The following is an 18,751-nucleotide window of genomic DNA, read 5'->3' on the forward strand; positions in this document are numbered from 1 at the left end:
CGAGTGCGGATTTTGCCGGAATGTCGGGTGGGTGGTGGAAAAATCACTGCTCCCGCGTTACGGCGATCTCCAGGTTGATGCGCAACTGTCACCCTTGACCGATCCGGAAAGGGTCAAGTTCGGCTCGACTATGGACGGAAAACCTTTCGCCGCTTAGGTTTCCGACATCTTTCGAGGACCCGAAAAGGGGAAGAATGGCACTGGCATCGCTGCGCGCCCTCGCTCTGGTGTGCTCCGCCGCGCTGGTCCTGGCCTCGTGCTCCTCCGGCGACGACACGACCCTCGTCGGCAAGGCGACGTCCAACAAGCTGACGATCGCCGTGGCCTACGACCAACCCGGTCTCGGCGTGCGCCGGCTGGACGGCGTCTACAAGGGATTCGACGTGGACGTGGCCCGGTACGTCGCGAAGGAACTGGGCGCGGACGAGTCGAAGGTGAAGTTCATCGAGGCCACGCCGTCGCAGCGCGAGCAGCTGCTCACCAGTGGCACGGCGGACCTGGTCGTCTCCAGCTACTCGATCACCGAGAAGCGCAAGGAGGTGATCGACTTCGTCGGGCCGTACTTCATCGCCGGGCAGGACCTGCTGGTCCGGTTGTCCGACACGCGGATCACCGGTCCGGAGTCGCTCACCGCCGGGATCCGGCTGTGCTCGGTGGAGAACACGACCTCGGCGCAGTACGTGAAGGACCAGTTCGCGCAGTCCGTGGAACTGGTGAACTACCCGAACTTCAGCGACTGCGTCACCGCGCTGCTGGCCGAGCAGGTGGACGCGCTCACCACCGACGACGTGATCCTCGCGGGCTACGCCGCGCAGAACCCCGAGCTGCTGAGGGTGGTGGGGAAGCCGTTCAGCGAGGAGAAGTACGGCATCGGCATCCGCCGCGGGGACGCCGCCGGCAAGGCGAAGGTGACCGCCGCCGTCCAGAAGATGATGGACACCGGCGAGTGGCGCAGGTCACTGGAGGCCAACGTGGGGCAGTCCGGTTACGCCATCCCGGAGCCGCCCAAGATCAGCTCGTGACCCGGGACCCACTCCGATAGCGGTCTGACCGGCGGGTTCGAGGTCGTAGGCTCGCCGGGTGCCTGCTTCGCATTTCGCGCCCCAGTACCGAGCGGACGGACCGGTCCGCGCCGGTATCCCCGAGCACGGTCGCATCCCGCGCTACTACGCGGTGAAGACCGAGCTGCTCTGGCTCATCGAGGCGCTGGGGGAGGGGACGGCGCTGCCCTCCGAGCGGGAGCTGGCCGAGCGCTACTCCGTGTCGCGCGTGACGCTGCGGCAGGCCGTGGGCGAACTGGTGCTGGAGGGCAAGCTCCAGCGCCGGCAGGGGTCGGGCACCTACGTGGCCCCGCCGAAGCTGGTGCAGCCGCTGTCGCTGGTCAGCTACACCGAGGGCATGCGCCGCCAGGGCGTGGACCCGGCGCGCAGCGTCATCACCGTCGAGCACCTGCCGGCGGACGACGTGCTGGCGCGGGACCTGCGGATCGAGCGCGGTGACCAGGTGGTGCACCTGGAGCGCGTGCTGCTGGCCGACGAGGAGCGGGTGGGGCTGGAGTCGACCTACCTGCCGGAGGCGCGGTTCCCGACGCTGCTGGAGGTGTTCGACCCGACGACCTCGCTGTACGCGTGCCTGACCGACCGGCTGGGGGTCGAGTTCGCGGAGGCGGAGGAGCGGGTGGAGACCGTGCTCGCGACGCCCCGGGAGGCGTTGCTGATCGGCACGAACCCGGCGCTGCCGATGCTGTTGCTGCACCGCGTGTCGCACGACGACGACGGCGTGCCGATCGAGCGCGTCCGGTCGCTGTACCGGGGGGACCGGTTCAGCTTCGTGGCCCGGTTGCGGGCCGAGGGGCGTTGATCGGGTAGAGCCGCGCCTGCGCGCGCACGGTCGTCGTCACGTGGGCGACCGGGGCCGCTGAGGCAGGCGCTTGGGCGTTCAGGCCCCGGCGGAGCAGCCGGTCGGGCCGGCGACACCACCACAGGCACGGTCACCACCGACCGGGGTCTCCCTTCGGCGTGCAACCTCCCGGGGGCCGACCGCGTTGTTAGCCCGTCCAAGATCTGCGGGAGGATGCCGGTGGCCGGTTTCGATCAAGACTTCGCCGACTTCTACTCGGCGCGGTTCGACGCGGCGCGGCGCACCGCCTACGCGTTGTGCGGCAACTGGCTGGAGGCCGAGGAGCTGGCCCAGGGGAGCTTCGTCCGGCTCTACGCGAAGTGGCCGCGCGTGGCCGGCGGCAACGCGGAGGGCTACCTGCGCACCACCCTCGTCCGGCTCTTCCTCGACACCAGGCGGCGGGGCCGCGCGAAGGAGCACCTGGTCGCCGAGACGCCCGAGCGGCCGGAGCACTCGCGGGACCTGGCGCGCGTCGACGAGCAGCAGTCGCTGCTGGCGGCGTTGCAGGACGTGCCGCCGAGGCAGCGGGCCACGCTCGTGCTGCGCGTCGTCCACGACCTGCCCGTCGAGCAGGTCGCCCAGGTGCTGCGGTGCTCGGCGGGCACCGTCAAAAGTCAACTGTCACGAGGGATGCAGGCGTTGCGGGCGGCGTACCGCGAGGCCGACACAGCGGAGCGGAGCGTGCGGGATGTGGGATGACGACGACCTCGGGACCGCGCTGCGGGCCGAACTGGCGCGGCAGACCCCGCCGACGGCCCGTGGCGGGCTGGACGACGCGGTCGCCCGGGGCCGGCGGCGGCGTCGGCGCCACCGGTTCGGCGCCGCGCTGGCGACGATGACCGCGGTCGCCGGGGTGGCCTCGGTGGCGGTCGGCGTGGGAGCCCTGCCTTCGGGAGGGCAGGACGTCGGCGCGTCCGGGACGTCCGCGACGGGGACGTCCTCGACCGAAGCGCCGTGGCCGCGGGCCGACCTGCCGACGCGCCCCCCGCACACCACGTGGACCCCGGCGCCGACCGCGCGACCACCGGCCGGCTGGCCGACCGGGCCGGCGCCCAGGTGCGAGGTCCCCGACCCCACCGGCCGCGACCTGGACAGCGTCCGCGGCGACCTGGCGGACTTGCAGGGCCGGGTCAGGGGGCTCGTGGCCGAGGTGATGGGGGTGTCGTTGGACAGCCGCGTCACCGGCATGTCGGTCCCGAGGCCGAGCAACAGCTCGGGGATCGTGGCCGATGTCCCGTCGGTGGACCTCCTGATCGAGCGGAGGCGGCCGGCCACCGGGTCGAACACCGGCACCGGGTTCGACTACACCGTCCACGTGGCCGACACCGGCGGTGTCGGCAGCCTGGTGCTCACCTTCGGCCGGTTCACCGGTGATCCACTCACCGCGGCGGACGAGCAGGCCTACGACCTGGGCAACTGCCGGCCACCGAAGCGGCACGTGCTGGCGGACGGGACCGTGTTGCAGATCTACGACGTGGCGCCGAGCGACCCGTTCGCGTCGCTGGACCAGACCCTGCGGATCTACCTGCCGGACGGACGGCTGCACTCGGTGTCGGTGCGCAACTTCAGCGGCTGGGACTTCGCCACCAACCGGCAGGACCCCGCGCGCCCGCACCGGGTCGGCCCCGGCCGGCCGACGCTGCCGCTGACGGAGGCGCAGCTCGCCGAACTGGGTCTGGCCCTGGTGGGCTGACCCTCGGTGACCTGCTCGCCGACGACGGCAGGCGGGGCTGGGGACCAGCGGGGCGGACGTGGGAGTCGAACCGGGTCATGGAGTTCACCCGCGCCTGACGGGGGAGGCCCGGGGAGGCCCGGGGAGGCTCGGGAGGCCCGGGGAGGCTTGGGGGGCGGGGAGGCTAGGGGGCCCGGGGAGGCCCGGGGGGCGGGGAGGCTCGGGGGCCCAGGGAGGCCCGCACCGGGGGTGCGGGCCTCTTTTCGTAACGGGCAGGTAACTCATCTAGTCCACATGTGGAGTTCATCTGCGTGTTCCTGCGCGGACATGGGTGGTTCGCTGCGACAACGCACCGTTCCCGGCGTGCGAGTGCTCATTGTCGGTGGCGGCGTGCTCGGGACCATGCACGCCTGGCAGGCCGTCGAACGCGGTCACGAAGTGGTCCAGCTAGAACGGGAACCCGAGGCCCGGGGAGCCTCGGTGCGCAACTTCGGCCTGGTGTGGGTCGGCGGCCGGGCGGCGGGCGCCGAGCTGGACGTCGCCCTGCGGGCCCGGGAGCTGTGGGAGCGGGTCGGGGAGCGGGTGCCGGGGATCGGGTTCCGGGCCAACGGGTCGCTGACCGTGTTGCGGACGCCGTTGGAGGTGGCCGTCGCCGAGCAGACCGTCGGGCGCGACGACGCGGCGCGGCGCGGGCTGCGGCTGCTGGACCCGGCGCGGGCGAGGGAGCTGAACCCCGCGCTGCGCGGGGACATGCTCGGGGCGCTGTGGTGCGACCGGGACGCGGCGGTCGAGCCGCGGGTGACCCAGCCGGCGCTGCGGGCCTTCCTGGCGGCGTCCGGGCGGTACACCTGGTTGCCCGGGCGGGAAGTCCGGTCCGTGTCGGCCGGACGGGTGGTCGACGACCGGGGTGACGAGCACCGCGGGGACGTGGTCGTGCTGTGCACGGGCGCGTGGCTGGGCGGGCTGGTCCGCGAGCTGGCCGGGGACGTGCCGGTGCGCCGGGTGCGGTTGCAGATGATGCAGACCGAGCCGTTGGACGAACCGCTGACCACGTCGGTGGCAGACGGCGACAGCTTCCGCTACTACCCCGCCTACCGGGGCGCCGCGCTGGACGCGCTCAACCGCGACCAACCCCAGCCCGAGGTGGCCCGCGCGCACGCCATGCAACTGCTGGTGGTGCAGCGCCTCGACGGCGGCCTGACCATCGGCGACACCCACGGCTACGACGAGCCGTTCCCGTTCGACACCGAGGACGAGCCCTACCGGCACCTGACCGGGGTCGCCGAGGCCCTGCTCGGTCGTCCGCTGCCGCGCGTGCGGCGGCGGTGGGCCGGCGTCTACGCCCAGTGCCGCGACACCACCCAGGTCGTGCACCGCCGCGAGGTGGAGCCGGGCGTGTGGCTGGTGACCGGGCCCGGCGGGCGCGGCATGACGTGCTCGCCCGCCATCGGGTTCGACACGGCCGAGGCGGTGGGCCTGTGACAGCGCTGGTGGTGCTCGACATGGCCGGCACGACCGTGCTGGACGACGGCCTGGTGGAGCGCGCCTTCCACGCCGCGCTGCCCGACGCGACGCCCGCGATGGTGGACCACGTCCGCGCCACGATGGGCCAGTCCAAGATCACCGTGTTCCGGGGGCTGTTGGCCGACGAAGACCTGGCGCAGCGGGCGAACGTGGCGTTCGAAGAGGCCTATGCGGGACTGGTGGCGGACGGGTTGTGCGCGCCGGTGCCCGGTGCGGAGCAGGTCATCACCGACCTCCGCGCGAGGGGCGTGAAGGTCGCCTTCACCACCGGGTTCGCCCGCACGACCCAGCGGCAGATCCTGTCCGCCCTGGGCTGGACCGACCTGGCCGACTTCACGACCACCCCGGCCGAAGCCGGTCGGGGCCGTCCCTACCCGGACATGGTGCTCGCCGCCGTGCTCGGGCTCGGCCTCACCGACGTCCGCGACGTCGCCGTCGTCGGCGACACGCCCTCCGACGTCCTCTCCGGCCTGCGTGCGGGCGCCCGCGTGGTGGCGGGCGTGCTCACCGGGGCCGGTTCCCGCGCCGAGTTGGCAGGCGTGGGCGCGACGCACGTCCTCGACTCGATCCGCGACCTCCCCGCCGTCCTCGAAGGGTTGTAAGCCATGCTGCGCAAGGTTCTCGCCGTCGGGCTCCTGCTGCTCACCGCCGCCTGCGGCGGCACCGCGGGCGGCAGCGCCGACGCCGACAAGACCGTCACCGTCTACACCGTCGACGGCCTGGCGAACTGGTACGGCAAGCGCGCCGAGGAGTTCAAGGCCAAGACCGGCGTCACCGTGCGGCTCGTGGAGAGCGGCTCCGGCGAGGTCGTCACCCGCGCCGAGCGGGAGCGGGCCAACCCGCAGGCCGACGTCCTGGTGACGCTGCCGCCGTTCATCCAGCGGGCGGCGAAGGCCGGGCTGCTGGCCGACCACACGCCCGCCGACGCCGACAAGGTCGCCGACCGGACCGGCCAGTACACCGCGGTCGTCAACAACTACCTGAACTTCATCTACAACCCGAAGCTGGCGCCGTTCGCGCCGAAGACCTGGCAGGACCTGCTGGACCCCCGGTTCAAGGGCAAGCTCCAGTACTCCACGCCCGGCCAGGCCGGCGACGGCACCGCGGTCCTGCTCCAGCTCAAGCACGTCTACGGCGACCAGGGCGCGCTGGACTACCTCGCCCGGCTGGAGGCCAACAACGTCGGCCCGTCGTCCTCGACCGGCAAGTTGCAGCCCAAGGTGTCCAAGGGCGAGATCTTCGTGGCCAACGGCGACGTGCAGATGAACCTCGCCTCGATCCGGGACGACAAGTCCGAGTTCGAGATCTTCTTCCCGGCGGATGAGAAGGGTGTGCGCTCGACGTTCGCCATCCCCTACTTCGCGGGCCTGGCCGCGGGCGCGCCGCATGCCGACAACGGCAAGAAGTTCCTCGACTTCCTGCTGTCGGCGGAGGTGCAGAAGACGATTCCCACTGATGCTCTGGGGCAGGCGACTCGTGCTGATGTGCCGGCGGAGGGTCGGGTGTCGGAGTTGCTGAAGGGCGTCGAGGTGTGGCAGCCGGACTGGACGGCGGTCGTCGCGACCCTGGACGCCGACATCGCCGCCTACACCAAGGCCGTCGGGCGATGACGCCGGCCGTCGAGCTGCGGGACGTGTCTGTCCACTTCGGACGGACCGTTGCGCTGGAGGGCCTGGGCCTGTCGGTGGCGGCGGGGGAGACCCTGGCGCTGCTCGGGCCGTCCGGGTCGGGCAAGTCGACCGCGTTGAAGGCCATCGCCGGGTTCCTGCGGCCGACGTCGGGGCGGGTGCTGCTGGGCGGGCGCGACGTCACCGACCTGCCGCCCAACCGGCGCGGGCTCGGGGTCGTGGTGCAGAGCTACGCGTTGTTCCCGCACATGAAGGTGTTCGACAACGTGGCCTTCGGGCTGCACGCCCGGCGGATGCCGCGTCGGGAGGTGGCGGCCCGGGTCGCCGAGGTGTTGGACCTGGTCGGGATGGGGTCGTTCGGCGGGCGCTACCCGCGGCAGTTGTCGGGTGGGCAGCAGCAGCGGGTCGCCATCGCGCGGGCGCTGGCGATCCGGCCGCCGGTGCTGTTGCTGGACGAGCCGTTGTCGGCGCTGGACGCGGCGTTGCGGGAGGAGATGGTCGCCGAGCTGCTGCGGTTGCGGGCGGAGTTGCCTGGTACGGCGGTGGTGTACGTGACGCACGACCAGGGTGAGGCGTTGGCGTTGGCCGATCGGATCGCGGTGATGCGGGATGCCCGGTTGGTCGAGGTGGGGGCTACCGAGGCCTTGTACCACCGGCCTGCGGAGTCGTTCACGGCGTCGTTCCTGGGGGCTTCGAACCTGATTCCGGTTGAGGTGGTGGACGCCGAGACGGTTCGCGTGGGGGGCGTGTCGGTGAAGGCTTCGGCCAGTGGGGTGGAAGGGCCTGTGGTGTTGGGGGTTCGGCCCCATCGGGTGGGGGTTCGGGAGTATCGCGGGAGTGGGTTGGCGGCTCGGTTGGTGGCCGTGCAGTGGCGGGGGACCGGGTTTCGGCTGGAGTTGGAGTTGGAGCCGGGGCTGGAGTCGGGGGTGGGGCCGGTGCTGGGGGTGGGGCGTCGGGTGCGTGCGGATGTCGTTGATGTGGGTGGGTTGGCGGTGGGGGCGCTGGTGGAGGTGTCCATTCCGGACGGTTGTCCGTTGGTTCGGGTGGCGTGATGCGGCGGTTGGTGTGGGTCCTGCCGCCGGTCGCCGTGTTGGCGGTGTTCTTCGGGTACCCGCTGGTGTTGGTGCTGTGGCAGTCGTTCGTCGCGGACGACGGCGCGGTGGGCTTGCAGACGTGGCAGGCGGTGCTGGGGTCGGCGGAGTTCCAGCGGGCGGTGGTGCGGACGGCGTTGCTGGCGGTGGCGGCCACTGCCGGGTGCCTGGTGCTGGGCGTCTTCCTGGCGCTGGTGATCGCGTTCGCGCCGTTCCCGGGGGTGCGGGCGGTGTCGCGGCTGGTGGACGTGGTGCTGGCGTTCCCGTCGTTCCTGATCGCGTTGGCGTTCACGTTCCTGTACGGCAGCGCCGGGGTGCTGAACGCGGTCCTCGGGGACGGGTCGGTGGACTTCCTGTACTCGCCGTGGGGCGTGTTGCTGGCGGAGATCACGTTCTACACGCCGTTCGTGATGCGGCCCGCGTTGGCGGCGTTCAGCCAGCTCCCGGGTGCTCAGCTCGACGTGGCCGCGAGTCTGGGCGCTTCGCCGCTGAGGGTGCTGCGGCGGGTCGTGCTGCCGGACGCCCTGCCGGCGTTGGCGTCGGGGGCCTGTCTTGTGTTGTTGCTGTGCATGAACGAGTTCGGGATCGTGCTGTTCGTCGGTGCGAAGGACGTCATCACGCTGCCGATGCTGGTCTACACGAAGGCGATCGTGACGTTCGACTACCCGGCGGCGTGCGTGGTGGCGGTGGTGAACGTGGTGTTCTCCGGTGCTTTGTACGCGCTGCACCGGTGGGTGTTCGCGAAGGGAGCGGGCCGTGCTGCTGTGGACGCGGCGTAGTCGGGCGGTCGCCGTCGCGGTGTTCGCGGTGCTGTTCTCGGTGGTGGTGCTGGCGCCGTTGGCGATGATCGTGCTGGCGTCGGTGGCCGGGTCGTGGAACGGGGTGCTGCCGGCTGAGCTGACCGGGGAGCACCTGGCTGGGGCGGTGCGCGGGGACGCGGTGGCCAGTGCTGTGGTGAGTGCGCAGACGGCCGTTGTCACGGCGTTGCTGGCTGTGGTGCTGGGGACCTGGTTGGCGTTGGGGTCGGCTCGGGCTCCTGTCGTGGTGCGGCGGGTGTTGGATGCGGTTGCCCACCTGCCGTTGGCCGTGCCCTCGGTGGTGGTGGGGCTGGGGTTGCTGGTGGCGTTCAGCAGGCCGCCGTTGCTGCTCAACGGGACGCGGTGGATCGTGCTGGTGGCGCACCTGGTGATCTTGCTGCCGTTCACGTTCAGCGTCGTGTCGGCGGCGCAGCGTCGCGTGGACCCGGTGCTGGCGGCGGTGGCGTCGAGCCTGGGGGCCTCGCGGATGCGCGTGCTGTGGCGCGTGCAGGTGCCCGTGCTGTTGCCCGCGATGTCGGCGTCGGCGTCGCTGGGGCTGGCGCTGTCGATGGGGGAGGTCGGCGCGACGATCATGTTGTACCCGCCGGACTGGCGGACGCTGCCGGTGAGCGTCTTCGCCTTGACCGACCGGGGGCAGGTGTTCGCGGCTTCGGCGTCCACGGTGCTGCTGTTGGGGATCACGTTGGCCGGGTTGGTGGCGTTGGGGGCGGTGCGGATGCGTGCGGCCGAGAGGTGATGTGGGGCGAGAGGTGAGGTGGGGCGAGAGGTGAGGTTCGGAGGTTCGGAGGTTCGGAGGCCGAGCGTTAGCGAAGTGTGTCCGAGTAACGCCCATTGGCAGGCGTCGCCTCGGGCAGGTGCGAAGCTATCGTTGGTTCCTCTGAAGTGAGTCTCCCTCAACCCGCAACGGCGCGGGGGAAGCGGGGGTGCGCCGTGACGTTCAAAGAGGAGTTCCTGGCGGAACTCGAAGACTGCCTGCGCGGCTACGGCGCGGTGCCCGTCCTGGACCCGGGTGCGCTGGCGCGGTTCATCGAGTACGTGCGCCTGTTGCCGGAGGACGACGCCCGGCTGCGCTGCCTGGACGGGGTGGACCAGGGGTCCGGGTCGTTCTGGAACAACCCGGCGGTGTGGTGGGAGGCGGTGCCGCGGTTCGGGCTGGTGGTCACGGACTGCTCGGTGCTGTTGGACCGGATGTTGGACGAGGCGATCAGTGACGAGATCGACGTCCTGGAGATGGAGATCCGCGAGCTTCCGGGGTGAGGTGGGCTTGGCGCCCTCAAGAGCGAAAAGCGAAAGCGAAGAGCGAAGAGCTAAGAGCTAAGAGCTAAGAGCTGAAAAGCGGCGCTCGCCGCGCGGCAGGCCCCCGGGGGGTGGAAGGGCGTCGGTTCGTTCCCCGTACGGCCTGCCGGAGGCAACCACCCTTGGGTCTTGTTTGCAACCGGTGAAGCGTGGTTGCAAACAAGACCCAAGCGCGGTTGGGCTGCGCCCAGGCCGTACGGGGAACGAACCGAGGCCCTTCCTGTGGCTGGTAGCCCGTGGCGCCTGCGGCGCGGTGGCGTCTTGGGGCGGCGGGTTGTGGGGGTCGCCCGTGGTGCACCCGGGTCGCCGGACGCACCACGGGGGGACACATCCCACTTGGAGTTTTCCAGTTGGAACTGTCTTGCTGTTACACGGACAGCAGTCGGTCGAAGAACGCGCGGTAGCGGCGGAGGGCCTTGCGGAGTTCCTCCGTGTCCACCTGTTCTCCCTGCTGCCACTGGCCCTCCAGGGAACGCTTGTGGTCGGCGAAGGTCGTGGCCAGGCTTTGGACCACCTGGGCCACCAACTCGTCCGCTCGGCGCACCGCGTCCCTCGGGTCGTCCACGAAGTCCGACTGGAGGGCCCGCCACTCGGTTCGGAACCCGTCTGCCTCGGTCGAACCGAACAGCGGCTCGGTGTCGGAGCGGTCCGTCGTGGGCTGCTCCGGGTGGGCGTACTGCTCGGCCGGCTGTTCCTGTCGGTCCTGGTGCGGAACGTCGGTGTCGGAGTAGCCGGTCGGTTCCTGCTCGTAGTCCGCCACCGGCTCCCGGTACTCGGGGGCGTGCTCGTCGTGCCTCCGGTTGGCGAAGTCCTCGGTGGTCAGCCGCTCGGTCATCAGCGCGCTCCTTCTTCCCTGCGGTCGTCTTCGCGACGGTGCAGCAGGTCCTCGAAAAGCGTGCGGTAGTGCACCATCGCCGCACGCAGGTCCTCGGTGGACGCCTCGCCCCGGTCCTGGCGCTGCGAGATCGTGTGCGCCTCGCGGTAGTGCTCCAGCGTGTTCGCGTGCTCGACGGACAGCAACGCCTCGCGGCGCTCGTACCCCTCGGTGGGGTAGCCGCGCTCCGCCATCAGGTCGGTCACCAGGCGGTCCGCCTGGGTGACGGCCTCCTGCGGCGAGTCGACGAACCGCTCCTGGATGCGCGACCAGTTGCGGGCGTAGCTCTCCCTGGTCACGGGGGTCAGCGGGCGGAGTTCGAGCTTCGCGTGCTCACGCTCGCGCTCGACCAGTTCACGCTCCGCGGCCATCCGGTTGTCGCTGCGCTCGACGGCCCGGTCGTACTCGGGGCCGAACCGCTCGCGCAACCGCTTGCGCTGCAAGAAGAATCGCGACAGCAATGCGACCGCTGCCACGACGACCAGCACGACGACGATGACGCCGATGAGGGTGCCGGTGGACATCTGTGGCCTCCTTGGCTCGGATGTCCACCGGGTTCCCACGATCGAGTGAGGGCGAAACACCTACCCCTTGACGCAGACGACCTGCTTGAGCCGCGTGACGACCTCCACCAGGTCGCTCTGCTGCGCGATCACGGTGTCGAGGTCCTTGTACGCGCCCGGGATCTCGTCCACGACGCCCGCGTCCTTGCGGCACTCCACCCCGGCGGTCTGGGCGGCCAGGTCGTCGGCGGTGAACGTCTTGCGCGCCTTGGTCCGGGACATCTTCCGGCCCGCGCCGTGCGACGCCGACTCGAACGAGTCCGGGTTGCCCAGGCCGCGCACGATGTACGAGCCGGTGCCCATCGAGCCCGGGATGATCCCGAGTTCGCCCTTGCGGGCCCGGATCGCGCCCTTGCGGGTCACCAGGACGTCCTCGCCGAAGTGGTGCTCCTCCGACACGTAATTGTGGTGCGCGCTGATCGGCTCGTCGAAGGTGGTGTGGGGGAAGTGCTGTCGCAGGACGTCGGTGACGAGCTTGAGCATGGTCGCCCGGTTGCGGCGCGCGTACTCCTGCGCCCAGTACAGGTCGTGCCGGTAGGCCGCCATCTCCGGCGTGCCGGACAGGAACACGGCCAGGTCCGGGTCGGGCAGGCTCTCGTTGTGCGCGAGCTTGCGCGCGACCTCGATGTGGTGCTGCGCCAGCTGGTTGCCGATGCCCCGCGAACCCGAGTGCAGCATGACCCACACCCGGTCGTCGGTGTCGAGGCAGACCTCCAGGAAGTGGTTGCCGCCGCCGAGGGTGCCCAGCTGGCGCAGGGCCTTGCCCTGGTCCAGCGTCGGCACGAGGCGGTCGAAGCCGTCCCAGAAGGCGTCGGGCGCGACGACCGGCTCCTTGTGCATGGCGAAACCGACCGGAACGGCCTTCTCCAGCGCGCTGCGCAGGTGCCGGAGGTCGGCCGGCAGGTCGTTCGCGTGGAGAGAGGTGCGGACGGCGGTCATGCCGCACCCGATGTCCACCCCGACCGCGGCCGGGGACACCGCGTCCTTGAGCGCGATGACGGAGCCGACGGTGGCGCCCATGCCGTAGTGCACGTCGGGCATGACGGCAACGTGCTTGACCGCCCAGGGGAGGGCGGAGATGTTGCGCAGCTGTCGCAGCGCCTGCTCCTCGACCTCGTCCGGGTTGGCCCACAGCCGGATGTCCACGCGGGAACCGGCGATCGTCGTTGCGGTCATGGCTCAAGGCTAGGTCGGCCCGCGGTGGCCCGCGATCGGATTACGCCGTGGTCAGGGGGCGAGGCGGGCCGGGCGGAAGCCGCCCGGCCCTTCCCCGCTAGCGGCTGACCGCCCTGCGGTACTGGCGGATCGCCAGCGGAACGAAGACGACCAGGAAGACCACGACCCAGATGAGCGTGGTCAGCACCGGGTGCTGGAGCGACCAGACGTCGGCCTTCGGGAACGCCGGGTTGGTGTTGCCGAACAGCTCGCGCGCGGCGGCGGTCACGGCGGACACCGGGTTCCACTCCGCGAAGACCTTCAGCGGGCCCGGCAGGTTGCTCTCCTGGACGAAGGTGTTCGCGATGAAGGTCAACGGGAAGATCGCGATGAAGCTCGCGTTGTTGAACACCTCCGGGCTGCGCACCATCAGGCCCACGATCGCCATGCCCCACGACAGCGCGTAGGCGAACAGCAGCAGCAGCGCGAACCCGGCCAGCGCCTCGAAGAACGACGAGTGGATGCGCCAGCCGACCAGCAGCCCCGTCAGCGACATCACGACGATGACGATGACGTTGTTCAGCAGGTCCGACGTGGTCCGCCCGATCAGCACGGCCGACCGCGCCATGGGCAGCGACCGGAACCGGTCGATGACGCCCTTCTGGATGTCCTCGGCCAGGCCGCTGCCGGTGATGGTCGCGCCGAACACGACGGTCTGGGCGAAGATGCCCGCCATCAGGAACTCGCGGTAGTCCATGCCGGGGATCTCGATCGACCCGCCGAACACGTACGCGAACAGCAGCACGAACATGATCGGCGACAGCGTCGAGAAGACGATCAGGTCCGGCACGCGCTTGATCTTGATCAGGTTGCGCTTGGCGACGACCGCGCCGTCACCCAACGCCTGCACGATGGTGCTCATTCCCCCTGCTCCTCCTGCTTCTCCTCGGCCGCGTGCCCGGTGAGCGTCAGGAACACGTCGTCCAGCGTGGGCCTGCGCAGACCCACGTCGAGCACCTTGATCGCCTCGCCGTCCAGCCGCCGGATGCCCTCGACCAGCACCTCCGACCCGCCGGACACGGGCACGGTGAGCCGGTGGCCCCGCTCGTCCACCACGATCTCGCCGATCGCCAACCCGCCGAGGACCTCGCGGGCCTTGGCCACGTCCTGCGCGTCGCCGACCGACAGCTCCAGGCGCTCGCCGCCGACCTGGGCCTTCAGCTCGTCCGCGGTGCCCAGCGCGATGACGTGGCCGTGGTCGATGACGGCGATCTTGTCCGCCAGCCGGTCGGCCTCCTCCAGGTACTGGGTGGTCAGCAGCAGCGTGGTGCCGCCCGCGACCAGCTCCTCGATGACGTCCCACATGCCGAGCCGGCTGCGCGGGTCCAGGCCCGTGGTCGGCTCGTCCAGGAATAGCACCTTGGGTGTGGCGACCAGCGCGCCCGCCAGGTCCAGCCGGCGGCGCATGCCGCCCGAGTAGCCCTTCACCGGCCGGTCGGCGGCCTCCACGAGGTCGAACCGCTCCAGCAGCTCGCGCGCCCGTTCGCGGCTGCGCTTCTTGCCCAGGTGGTAGAGCCGGCCCACCATGTCGAGGTTCTCGAACCCGGTGAGGTTCTCGTCCACGGCCGCGTACTGGCCGGACAGGCCGATCTGCCGGCGCAGCTCCTTGGCGTCGGCGACGACGTCGAGGCCGCAGACGGTCGCCTTGCCCTCGTCGTGCTCCAGCAGGGTGGTGAGCACGCGCACCGTCGTCGTCTTGCCCGCGCCGTTGGGCCCGAGCAAGCCCATGATGGTGCCTTCCGGCACCACGAGGTCGAGGCCGTTGAGGGCGACGACCGATCCGTAGCGTTTGACCAGTCCCTCGGCCACGATCGCATCTGCCATGGGGTCATCATGGCCTCGCGGTACGACAATTCGGCGGTATTTTTCACCCGGTCAGCGCAAACTCGTCCCTGACCAGCGGTTTTCGTAACCTTCCGTCAACATGGAGGGCGTGACGATCACGCGAGCCTCCACATCGGACCTTCCTACCATCCTGCCTTTGGTGCGGGAGTTCTACGAGATCGACGGGCACCACTACGACGAGGCGTTCGTGACGGCCGCGCTGGAGCCGTTGCTGGCCGACGACCGGTACGGGCAGGTGTGGCTGTTCGACAGCGGGTACGCGGTGCTCACCTGGGGCTACTCGCTGGAGTCGGGCGGGCGGGACGCGTTGCTGGACGAGTTGTTCGTGCGCAACCGGGGCGGCGGTGTCGGTGGTGCGGTCCTGCGCGCGTTGGTGGACCAGGCGCGCAAGGCCGGCGCGCGGAAGATGTTCTTGGAGACCGAAGCGCCGAACGACGCCGCCCGCCGGTTCTACGGTCGCCACGGGTTCGAAGCCGAGACGTCCACTTGGCTCAGCCAGGTGCTTTAGACCAGGAGCTGGTTGCGCAGTTCGGCGTCACGGAGGATGGGCAGGACGGACGAGTCGAGCACCCGGGCCGCTCCGGGTGCTTCGGCGAGCCGCAGCATCGCCTGGCAGACGTCGGCGAGCGGTTGGCCGCGCACGGTGAGCACCGCTTCCAGCATCTGCTCCGCAGCACCCCGTTCGCGCCCCTCGGCCCACTTGTGGAGGGCCATGACGACCACGCGGTGTGCCTGCTCGCGTCCCTGCGTCAGCACCGGCCGGTTCAGGTCGAACACCTCGATGGTCGCCCGGCCCTTGTCGGTCAGCCCGACGTACTGGCCCAGAGCCGGGGTCGGCAGCAGGTGCTCGAAGGGGTCCTCGACGGTCGGGTCCACCAGCAGCGGCGTGCCGTCGGCGGCCACCGGGAACCGGTCGCGCTTGAGGTTGCTGTTGCACGTGGCGCAGGCGGCGCCGGTGATCACCCACACCTCCACCAGTTCGGCGCGCAGCCGCTGCGCCCGTTCCGAGTTCGGGGTGTCCAGCCCGAACAGGTCCGACAACACGGCGTCGTCGCCGCTGCCGTAGACGATCCGCTCGTACAGCGCCCGGTCCACCGCGAGGCCACGGTGCGGTAGCCGTCGCTCATCTCGCGCAGCGGGAACCGGTGCCCGCCGCTGTCCACCCACAGCCCGTCGGAGTCCACGCCGCGGATGCGGTAGTCGTCGGGCAGCAGGCCGTCGCGTCGCCAGCCGGGACACCGGGCCCAGGCTGGACATCAGCCGCTGCGCGTCGGGCGTGCCGCCGACCATGCGCCGGAAGGGTCCGTACGCGGCGCAGAACCAGCCGGTGGGGTTGTCCTGCCACGGGCCCCGGGTGGCGGCGGTCTTGCTGCCCTCCAGCTTCTCCCGCAACGACGGCTGGAGCCCGCGGTGGCCGCGCCGGTCCTCCTCCGGCGTGGTCCACACCAGGCCCGCCCACAGCTCGCCCGACGGCCGGCGGCCCTTGCCCGACCACCGCTCGGCGCGCTCGTCCTGGGTGAACCGCACCTTGTGGCGGTGGCATCTTATGGGGTGCGTATGCATCTTCTTAGAGCCCGAACGAGTGAACTGAAATTCCTTCGCCGGACCACTAGGGTGTTCGCAGTCTTTTCACGAGGAGCGAGGGCGAATGGCAGCGGTCCAAACCCGACGCAAGCGCAAGCTGGGGCAGTTCCTCAACGCACTGCGCAAGCGCGCCGGCAAGACGGAGATCGACTACCACGCGCTGACCCGCAAGACGCAGTCGACGTTGTCCCGGATGGAAAACGGTTACATCAGTCCGAGTTGGACCGAGCTGAGCGCGCTGCTGGCGCTCTACGGGGCCACCGGCGAGGAGCGGCGCGAGGCGGAAGCCCTGTGGGAGGACGCGAAGCAGGATTCCACGCGCCTGGCCAACGCCGCCGCGTTCACACCCGAGGCGCGCACGTACGCGCGGCAGGAGGCGGACGCGACCGAGGTGCGGACCATCGAGATGATCGTCATCCCGGGCCTGCTCCAGACCGCGGCGTACGCGGCGGCGATCCGCCTGGCGGGCCGGCGCTTCGTGGACGCGTCGGTGTCGGTGGAGCAGGCCGTGGCGGCGCTGGCGAGCAGGCAGCGCCGGCTGCCCGGGCTGAAGCTGCACGCGGTGATCGACGAGGCCGCGCTGCACCGGGTGGTCGGCGGACCAGAGGTGATGGTTGCGCAGTTATCGCACCTTTTGGACATGTCGAAGCAGACCAACATCACGATCCAGGTGATCCCGTTCGGCGCCGGGGCGTACGGGACCATGTCGGGCGGCGGCGCGACCGCCCTGTTGTTCGAGGAAGGCGATCCCTCCACCGTGTACCTGGAGTACGCCGGCGGTGGGAAGTGGGTCGACAACCCTGCCGATGTGGAGAAGTACCTGCTTCACTTCCAGGACATGGCCGGCGAGGTCGCTCTCCCGCCCAAGGACTCGGCTTCGCTGATCAGAGAACTGGCAACCGCACTGAAGGAAACATGAACACGAAGAAGACGTGGCGTAGAAGCTCGTATTCGGGCGCGGCCAACAACTGCGTCGAGCTGGCGGTCGGCCCCACGACCGCGGTTGTTGTTCGTGACAGCAAGAAACCCGGGCTGGAACTGACCTTTCGGGACGGTCCGTTCCGGGCGTTCCTCTCCGCACTCCGCCAAAGCTGACCGATTCTCACGATTCCGCCGCCGCCGCCCGCGTTCGCCCGCGGGCGGTGTCGTCCGGGTCGCGCTAGGCCGGTCGAGTGACGCGGGGGCCACGGTCCATTGAGGACCGAATGACTCCATGTGCGTGATTCCGCAGGTTTCTCGGCAGCGGTGACTTCGGATGTGGTCGTTCGGCCGTCGAATTGTTGTGGCGTCACGGGGTTCGAGATGTGACGCCGCCACGGTTTGCGCCGTCCCGGGCCGCCGGCGGTGCCCAGGCTTCGCTCTGAGAAGTTGTGTGTCATAGCAACTCTCTCGCGGGAGTTGATCGGCGAGACCTCGCTGGATCTTCATAGTCTAAAGTGGACTGTCGTGTAGGCGTCCTATGTGGACATTAATGGTGTGTTGGTCGTGGTGGGGGCGGTGGTGGCGCTGGGGTTGACTGAGCGTGTTCGGAGCCACCCGGGAGTGCGGTTTTAGTTACCCGGTCGGGTGATGAGCGGCGCTTTGCCGAGAACCGGCCCCGATAGTGGGGCGGGTGGCGACCAGGCGGGGGAGGCGTGGGCGGCGACGGGACTGGGCTCAGGTGTCGGCCCTGGTCTCGGCGTTGGCCGCGGTGGGGGCGTTGGTGTTCACGGCGCTGTCGTTGCAGGCCACGCGGGACCAGATCGGGATCGCGGAGCGCGGTCAGCTCACCGACCGGTACAGCAAGGCGGTCGAGCAGCTCGCCCACGGGCGGTTCGAGGTGCGGCTCGGCGCGGTGCACGCGTTGGAGCAGATCGCACGGGACTCGGGGACGCACCGGGTGGCCGTGGTGTCGGTCCTGACGGCCTTCATCCGCAGCGAGCGGCACATCACGCCCGGTGGCGGGGCGGCGTGCGAGGTGGAGGAGTTCTACGACGTCGGGTCGGCCCGCCACGACGTCCACGCGGCCCTGACGGCCGTGGCGCGCCTGGACGCGGGTGACGACGTGGACCTGAGCCTGTCGTGCCTGGACAGCGCCCTGCTGGTCGGCGCGAAGCTGCGGTGCGCGAACCTCGACGGGACCTTCCTGCGGCACGCGTCGCTCATCGGAGCCGACCTGCGTGGCGCGTCGCTGTCGAGCGCCCGCCTGGACGCCCCGGAGGCGGTGGGGCCGGGCGGTGTCGGCGCGGTCCTGCGCGGGGCGTCGCTGGTGGGGGCGCGGTTGGCGGGGGCGACGCTGCGCGGCGCCGTGTTGGAGCGGGTGGACCTCTCCGGTGCCGACCTGACCGACGCGGACCTGGCGGGTGCCGACCTCGACGGCGCGAACCTGGCCGGCGCGTACGTCCGGGGAGCGGACTTCACCGGCGCGACGCTCGACTTCGCCGCCGCCCTGCGCGCCGGCGCCATCGACGACTACCCGCCCGCGCCGCAGGGGTGCGGGCAGTGAGGAGAGCGGGATGAGCGAGCAGAACTGCCCGAACGGCACCGCCTGGCAGGACGGGTGGTACTACCCGGACCCGCCCGGCGACGGCAGCGGCCTCCAGCAGTACGCGAAGGGCCAGTGCTTCGGCGGAAGACCGGGGACCACGTGGCGCTACAAGCACGCGATCCTGCCACCCGAACCGCCCCACCCGCCGGGCCCCTGGGGTGCGGGCACGCCGGACTGACGCGCCCGCCCGCGCAGGTGGGCCGACCCGCCGCGCC

Annotated in this window: 22 protein-coding genes; 16 read left to right on the forward strand and 6 right to left on the reverse strand. The window is 70.7% G+C overall.

The annotated features are described in order from the left end of the window. Nucleotides 1-194 precede the first annotated feature (194 nt). From ABD126_RS24455 to ABD126_RS24505, 11 genes are all read left to right on the forward strand, one after another. On the forward strand, nt 195-1,022 hold the full coding sequence (locus tag ABD126_RS24455; protein ID WP_343936227.1) for a glutamate ABC transporter substrate-binding protein: 828 nt from the start codon (nt 195-197) through the stop codon (nt 1,020-1,022). 58 nt (nt 1,023-1,080) lie between these two features. Further along, nucleotides 1,081-1,860, forward strand: a complete 780-nt coding sequence (locus ABD126_RS24460) for a GntR family transcriptional regulator (protein ID WP_343936228.1) — start codon at nt 1,081-1,083, stop codon at nt 1,858-1,860. A gap of 219 nt (nt 1,861-2,079) precedes the next feature. Further along, the gene (locus ABD126_RS24465) at nt 2,080-2,598 is read left to right on the forward strand and encodes a SigE family RNA polymerase sigma factor (RefSeq protein ID WP_343936229.1); all 519 of its coding nucleotides are present in this window, start codon (nt 2,080-2,082) and stop codon (nt 2,596-2,598) included. Then, on the forward strand, nt 2,588-3,592 hold the full coding sequence (locus ABD126_RS24470) for a hypothetical protein (protein ID WP_343936230.1): 1,005 nt from the start codon (nt 2,588-2,590) through the stop codon (nt 3,590-3,592). The genes ABD126_RS24465 and ABD126_RS24470 overlap by 11 nt, the downstream gene beginning before the upstream one ends. Nucleotides 3,593-3,934: 342 nt before the next feature. After that, nucleotides 3,935-5,053 carry a TIGR03364 family FAD-dependent oxidoreductase gene (locus tag ABD126_RS24475; protein ID WP_343936231.1) on the forward strand — a complete coding sequence of 373 codons (1,119 nt, stop codon included), beginning with the start codon at nt 3,935-3,937 and terminating at the stop codon, nt 5,051-5,053. After that, entirely contained in the window at nt 5,050-5,697 is a 648-nt protein-coding gene (locus tag ABD126_RS24480; RefSeq protein ID WP_343936232.1) for a phosphonatase-like hydrolase, read from the forward strand. Before ABD126_RS24475 ends, ABD126_RS24480 begins: the two co-directional genes overlap by 4 nt. A 3-nt stretch (nt 5,698-5,700) precedes the next feature. Then, nucleotides 5,701-6,705: a 2-aminoethylphosphonate ABC transporter substrate-binding protein gene (locus tag ABD126_RS24485; RefSeq protein WP_343936233.1), complete on the forward strand. Its 1,005-nt coding sequence runs from the start codon at nt 5,701-5,703 to the stop codon at nt 6,703-6,705. A 23-nt stretch (nt 6,706-6,728) separates the two neighbouring features. Next, nucleotides 6,729-7,775, forward strand: coding sequence for an ABC transporter ATP-binding protein (locus ABD126_RS24490; protein ID WP_343936234.1), 1,047 nt, complete (start codon nt 6,729-6,731; stop codon nt 7,773-7,775). Further along, nucleotides 7,775-8,593: a 2-aminoethylphosphonate ABC transporter permease subunit gene (locus tag ABD126_RS24495; protein WP_343936235.1), complete on the forward strand. Its 819-nt coding sequence runs from the start codon at nt 7,775-7,777 to the stop codon at nt 8,591-8,593. Before ABD126_RS24490 ends, ABD126_RS24495 begins: the two co-directional genes overlap by 1 nt. Further along, nucleotides 8,571-9,368, forward strand: coding sequence for an ABC transporter permease (locus ABD126_RS24500; RefSeq protein ID WP_343936236.1), 798 nt, complete (start codon nt 8,571-8,573; stop codon nt 9,366-9,368). The genes ABD126_RS24495 and ABD126_RS24500 overlap by 23 nt, the downstream gene beginning before the upstream one ends. Before the next feature lie 194 nt (nt 9,369-9,562). Next, nucleotides 9,563-9,889 carry a hypothetical protein gene (locus ABD126_RS24505; protein ID WP_343936237.1) on the forward strand — a complete coding sequence of 109 codons (327 nt, stop codon included), beginning with the start codon at nt 9,563-9,565 and terminating at the stop codon, nt 9,887-9,889. A 406-nt stretch (nt 9,890-10,295) separates the two neighbouring features. On the opposite strand, the gene ABD126_RS24510 is transcribed toward ABD126_RS24505, so the two are convergent. The 5 genes from ABD126_RS24510 to ABD126_RS24530 form a co-directional block, all read right to left on the reverse strand. Then, nucleotides 10,296-10,763, reverse strand: coding sequence for a hypothetical protein (locus ABD126_RS24510; protein ID WP_343936238.1), 468 nt, complete (start codon nt 10,761-10,763; stop codon nt 10,296-10,298). Then, entirely contained in the window at nt 10,763-11,326 is a 564-nt protein-coding gene (locus ABD126_RS24515; RefSeq protein WP_343936239.1) for a hypothetical protein, read from the reverse strand. The genes ABD126_RS24510 and ABD126_RS24515 overlap by 1 nt, the downstream gene beginning before the upstream one ends. A 60-nt stretch (nt 11,327-11,386) precedes the next feature. Further along, nucleotides 11,387-12,541, reverse strand: a complete 1,155-nt coding sequence (locus ABD126_RS24520) for an RtcB family protein (protein WP_343936240.1) — start codon at nt 12,539-12,541, stop codon at nt 11,387-11,389. A gap of 97 nt (nt 12,542-12,638) precedes the next feature. Next, the gene (locus ABD126_RS24525) at nt 12,639-13,442 is read right to left on the reverse strand and encodes an ABC transporter permease (protein WP_343936241.1); all 804 of its coding nucleotides are present in this window, start codon (nt 13,440-13,442) and stop codon (nt 12,639-12,641) included. Further along, nucleotides 13,439-14,404, reverse strand: coding sequence for an ATP-binding cassette domain-containing protein (locus ABD126_RS24530; protein ID WP_343936242.1), 966 nt, complete (start codon nt 14,402-14,404; stop codon nt 13,439-13,441). Before ABD126_RS24530 ends, ABD126_RS24525 begins: the two co-directional genes overlap by 4 nt. A gap of 100 nt (nt 14,405-14,504) precedes the next feature. Between ABD126_RS24530 and ABD126_RS24535 the strand changes: the two genes are divergently transcribed. Then, nucleotides 14,505-14,933, forward strand: a complete 429-nt coding sequence (locus ABD126_RS24535) for a GNAT family N-acetyltransferase (protein ID WP_343936243.1) — start codon at nt 14,505-14,507, stop codon at nt 14,931-14,933. Here the strand turns inward: ABD126_RS24535 and ABD126_RS24540 are convergent. Next, complete coding sequence (locus ABD126_RS24540) at nt 14,930-15,952, reverse strand: hypothetical protein (protein ID WP_343936244.1); 1,023 nt, start codon at nt 15,950-15,952, stop codon at nt 14,930-14,932. The two genes, ABD126_RS24535 and ABD126_RS24540, sit on opposite strands and share 4 nt — an antisense overlap. 121 nt (nt 15,953-16,073) lie before the next feature. On the opposite strand from ABD126_RS24540, the gene ABD126_RS24545 reads away from it, so the two are divergent. From ABD126_RS24545 to ABD126_RS24560, 4 genes are all read left to right on the forward strand, one after another. After that, entirely contained in the window at nt 16,074-16,928 is an 855-nt protein-coding gene (locus ABD126_RS24545) for a helix-turn-helix domain-containing protein (RefSeq protein WP_343936245.1), read from the forward strand. Next, nucleotides 16,925-17,104 (forward strand): DUF397 domain-containing protein, encoded by a 180-nt coding sequence (locus tag ABD126_RS24550; RefSeq protein ID WP_343936246.1) that lies wholly within the window; start codon nt 16,925-16,927, stop codon nt 17,102-17,104. Before ABD126_RS24545 ends, ABD126_RS24550 begins: the two co-directional genes overlap by 4 nt. A gap of 565 nt (nt 17,105-17,669) precedes the next feature. Further along, nucleotides 17,670-18,494 carry a pentapeptide repeat-containing protein gene (locus ABD126_RS24555; RefSeq protein WP_343936247.1) on the forward strand — a complete coding sequence of 275 codons (825 nt, stop codon included), beginning with the start codon at nt 17,670-17,672 and terminating at the stop codon, nt 18,492-18,494. Nucleotides 18,495-18,504: 10 nt separating this feature from the next. After that, nucleotides 18,505-18,714 carry a hypothetical protein gene (locus ABD126_RS24560; RefSeq protein ID WP_343936248.1) on the forward strand — a complete coding sequence of 70 codons (210 nt, stop codon included), beginning with the start codon at nt 18,505-18,507 and terminating at the stop codon, nt 18,712-18,714. Nucleotides 18,715-18,751: the final 37 nt, after the last annotated feature.

It is taken from the genome of Saccharothrix mutabilis subsp. mutabilis (genome assembly GCF_039521145.1).
In the GTDB taxonomy this organism is placed as follows: domain Bacteria; phylum Actinomycetota; class Actinomycetes; order Mycobacteriales; family Pseudonocardiaceae; genus Actinosynnema; species Actinosynnema mutabilis.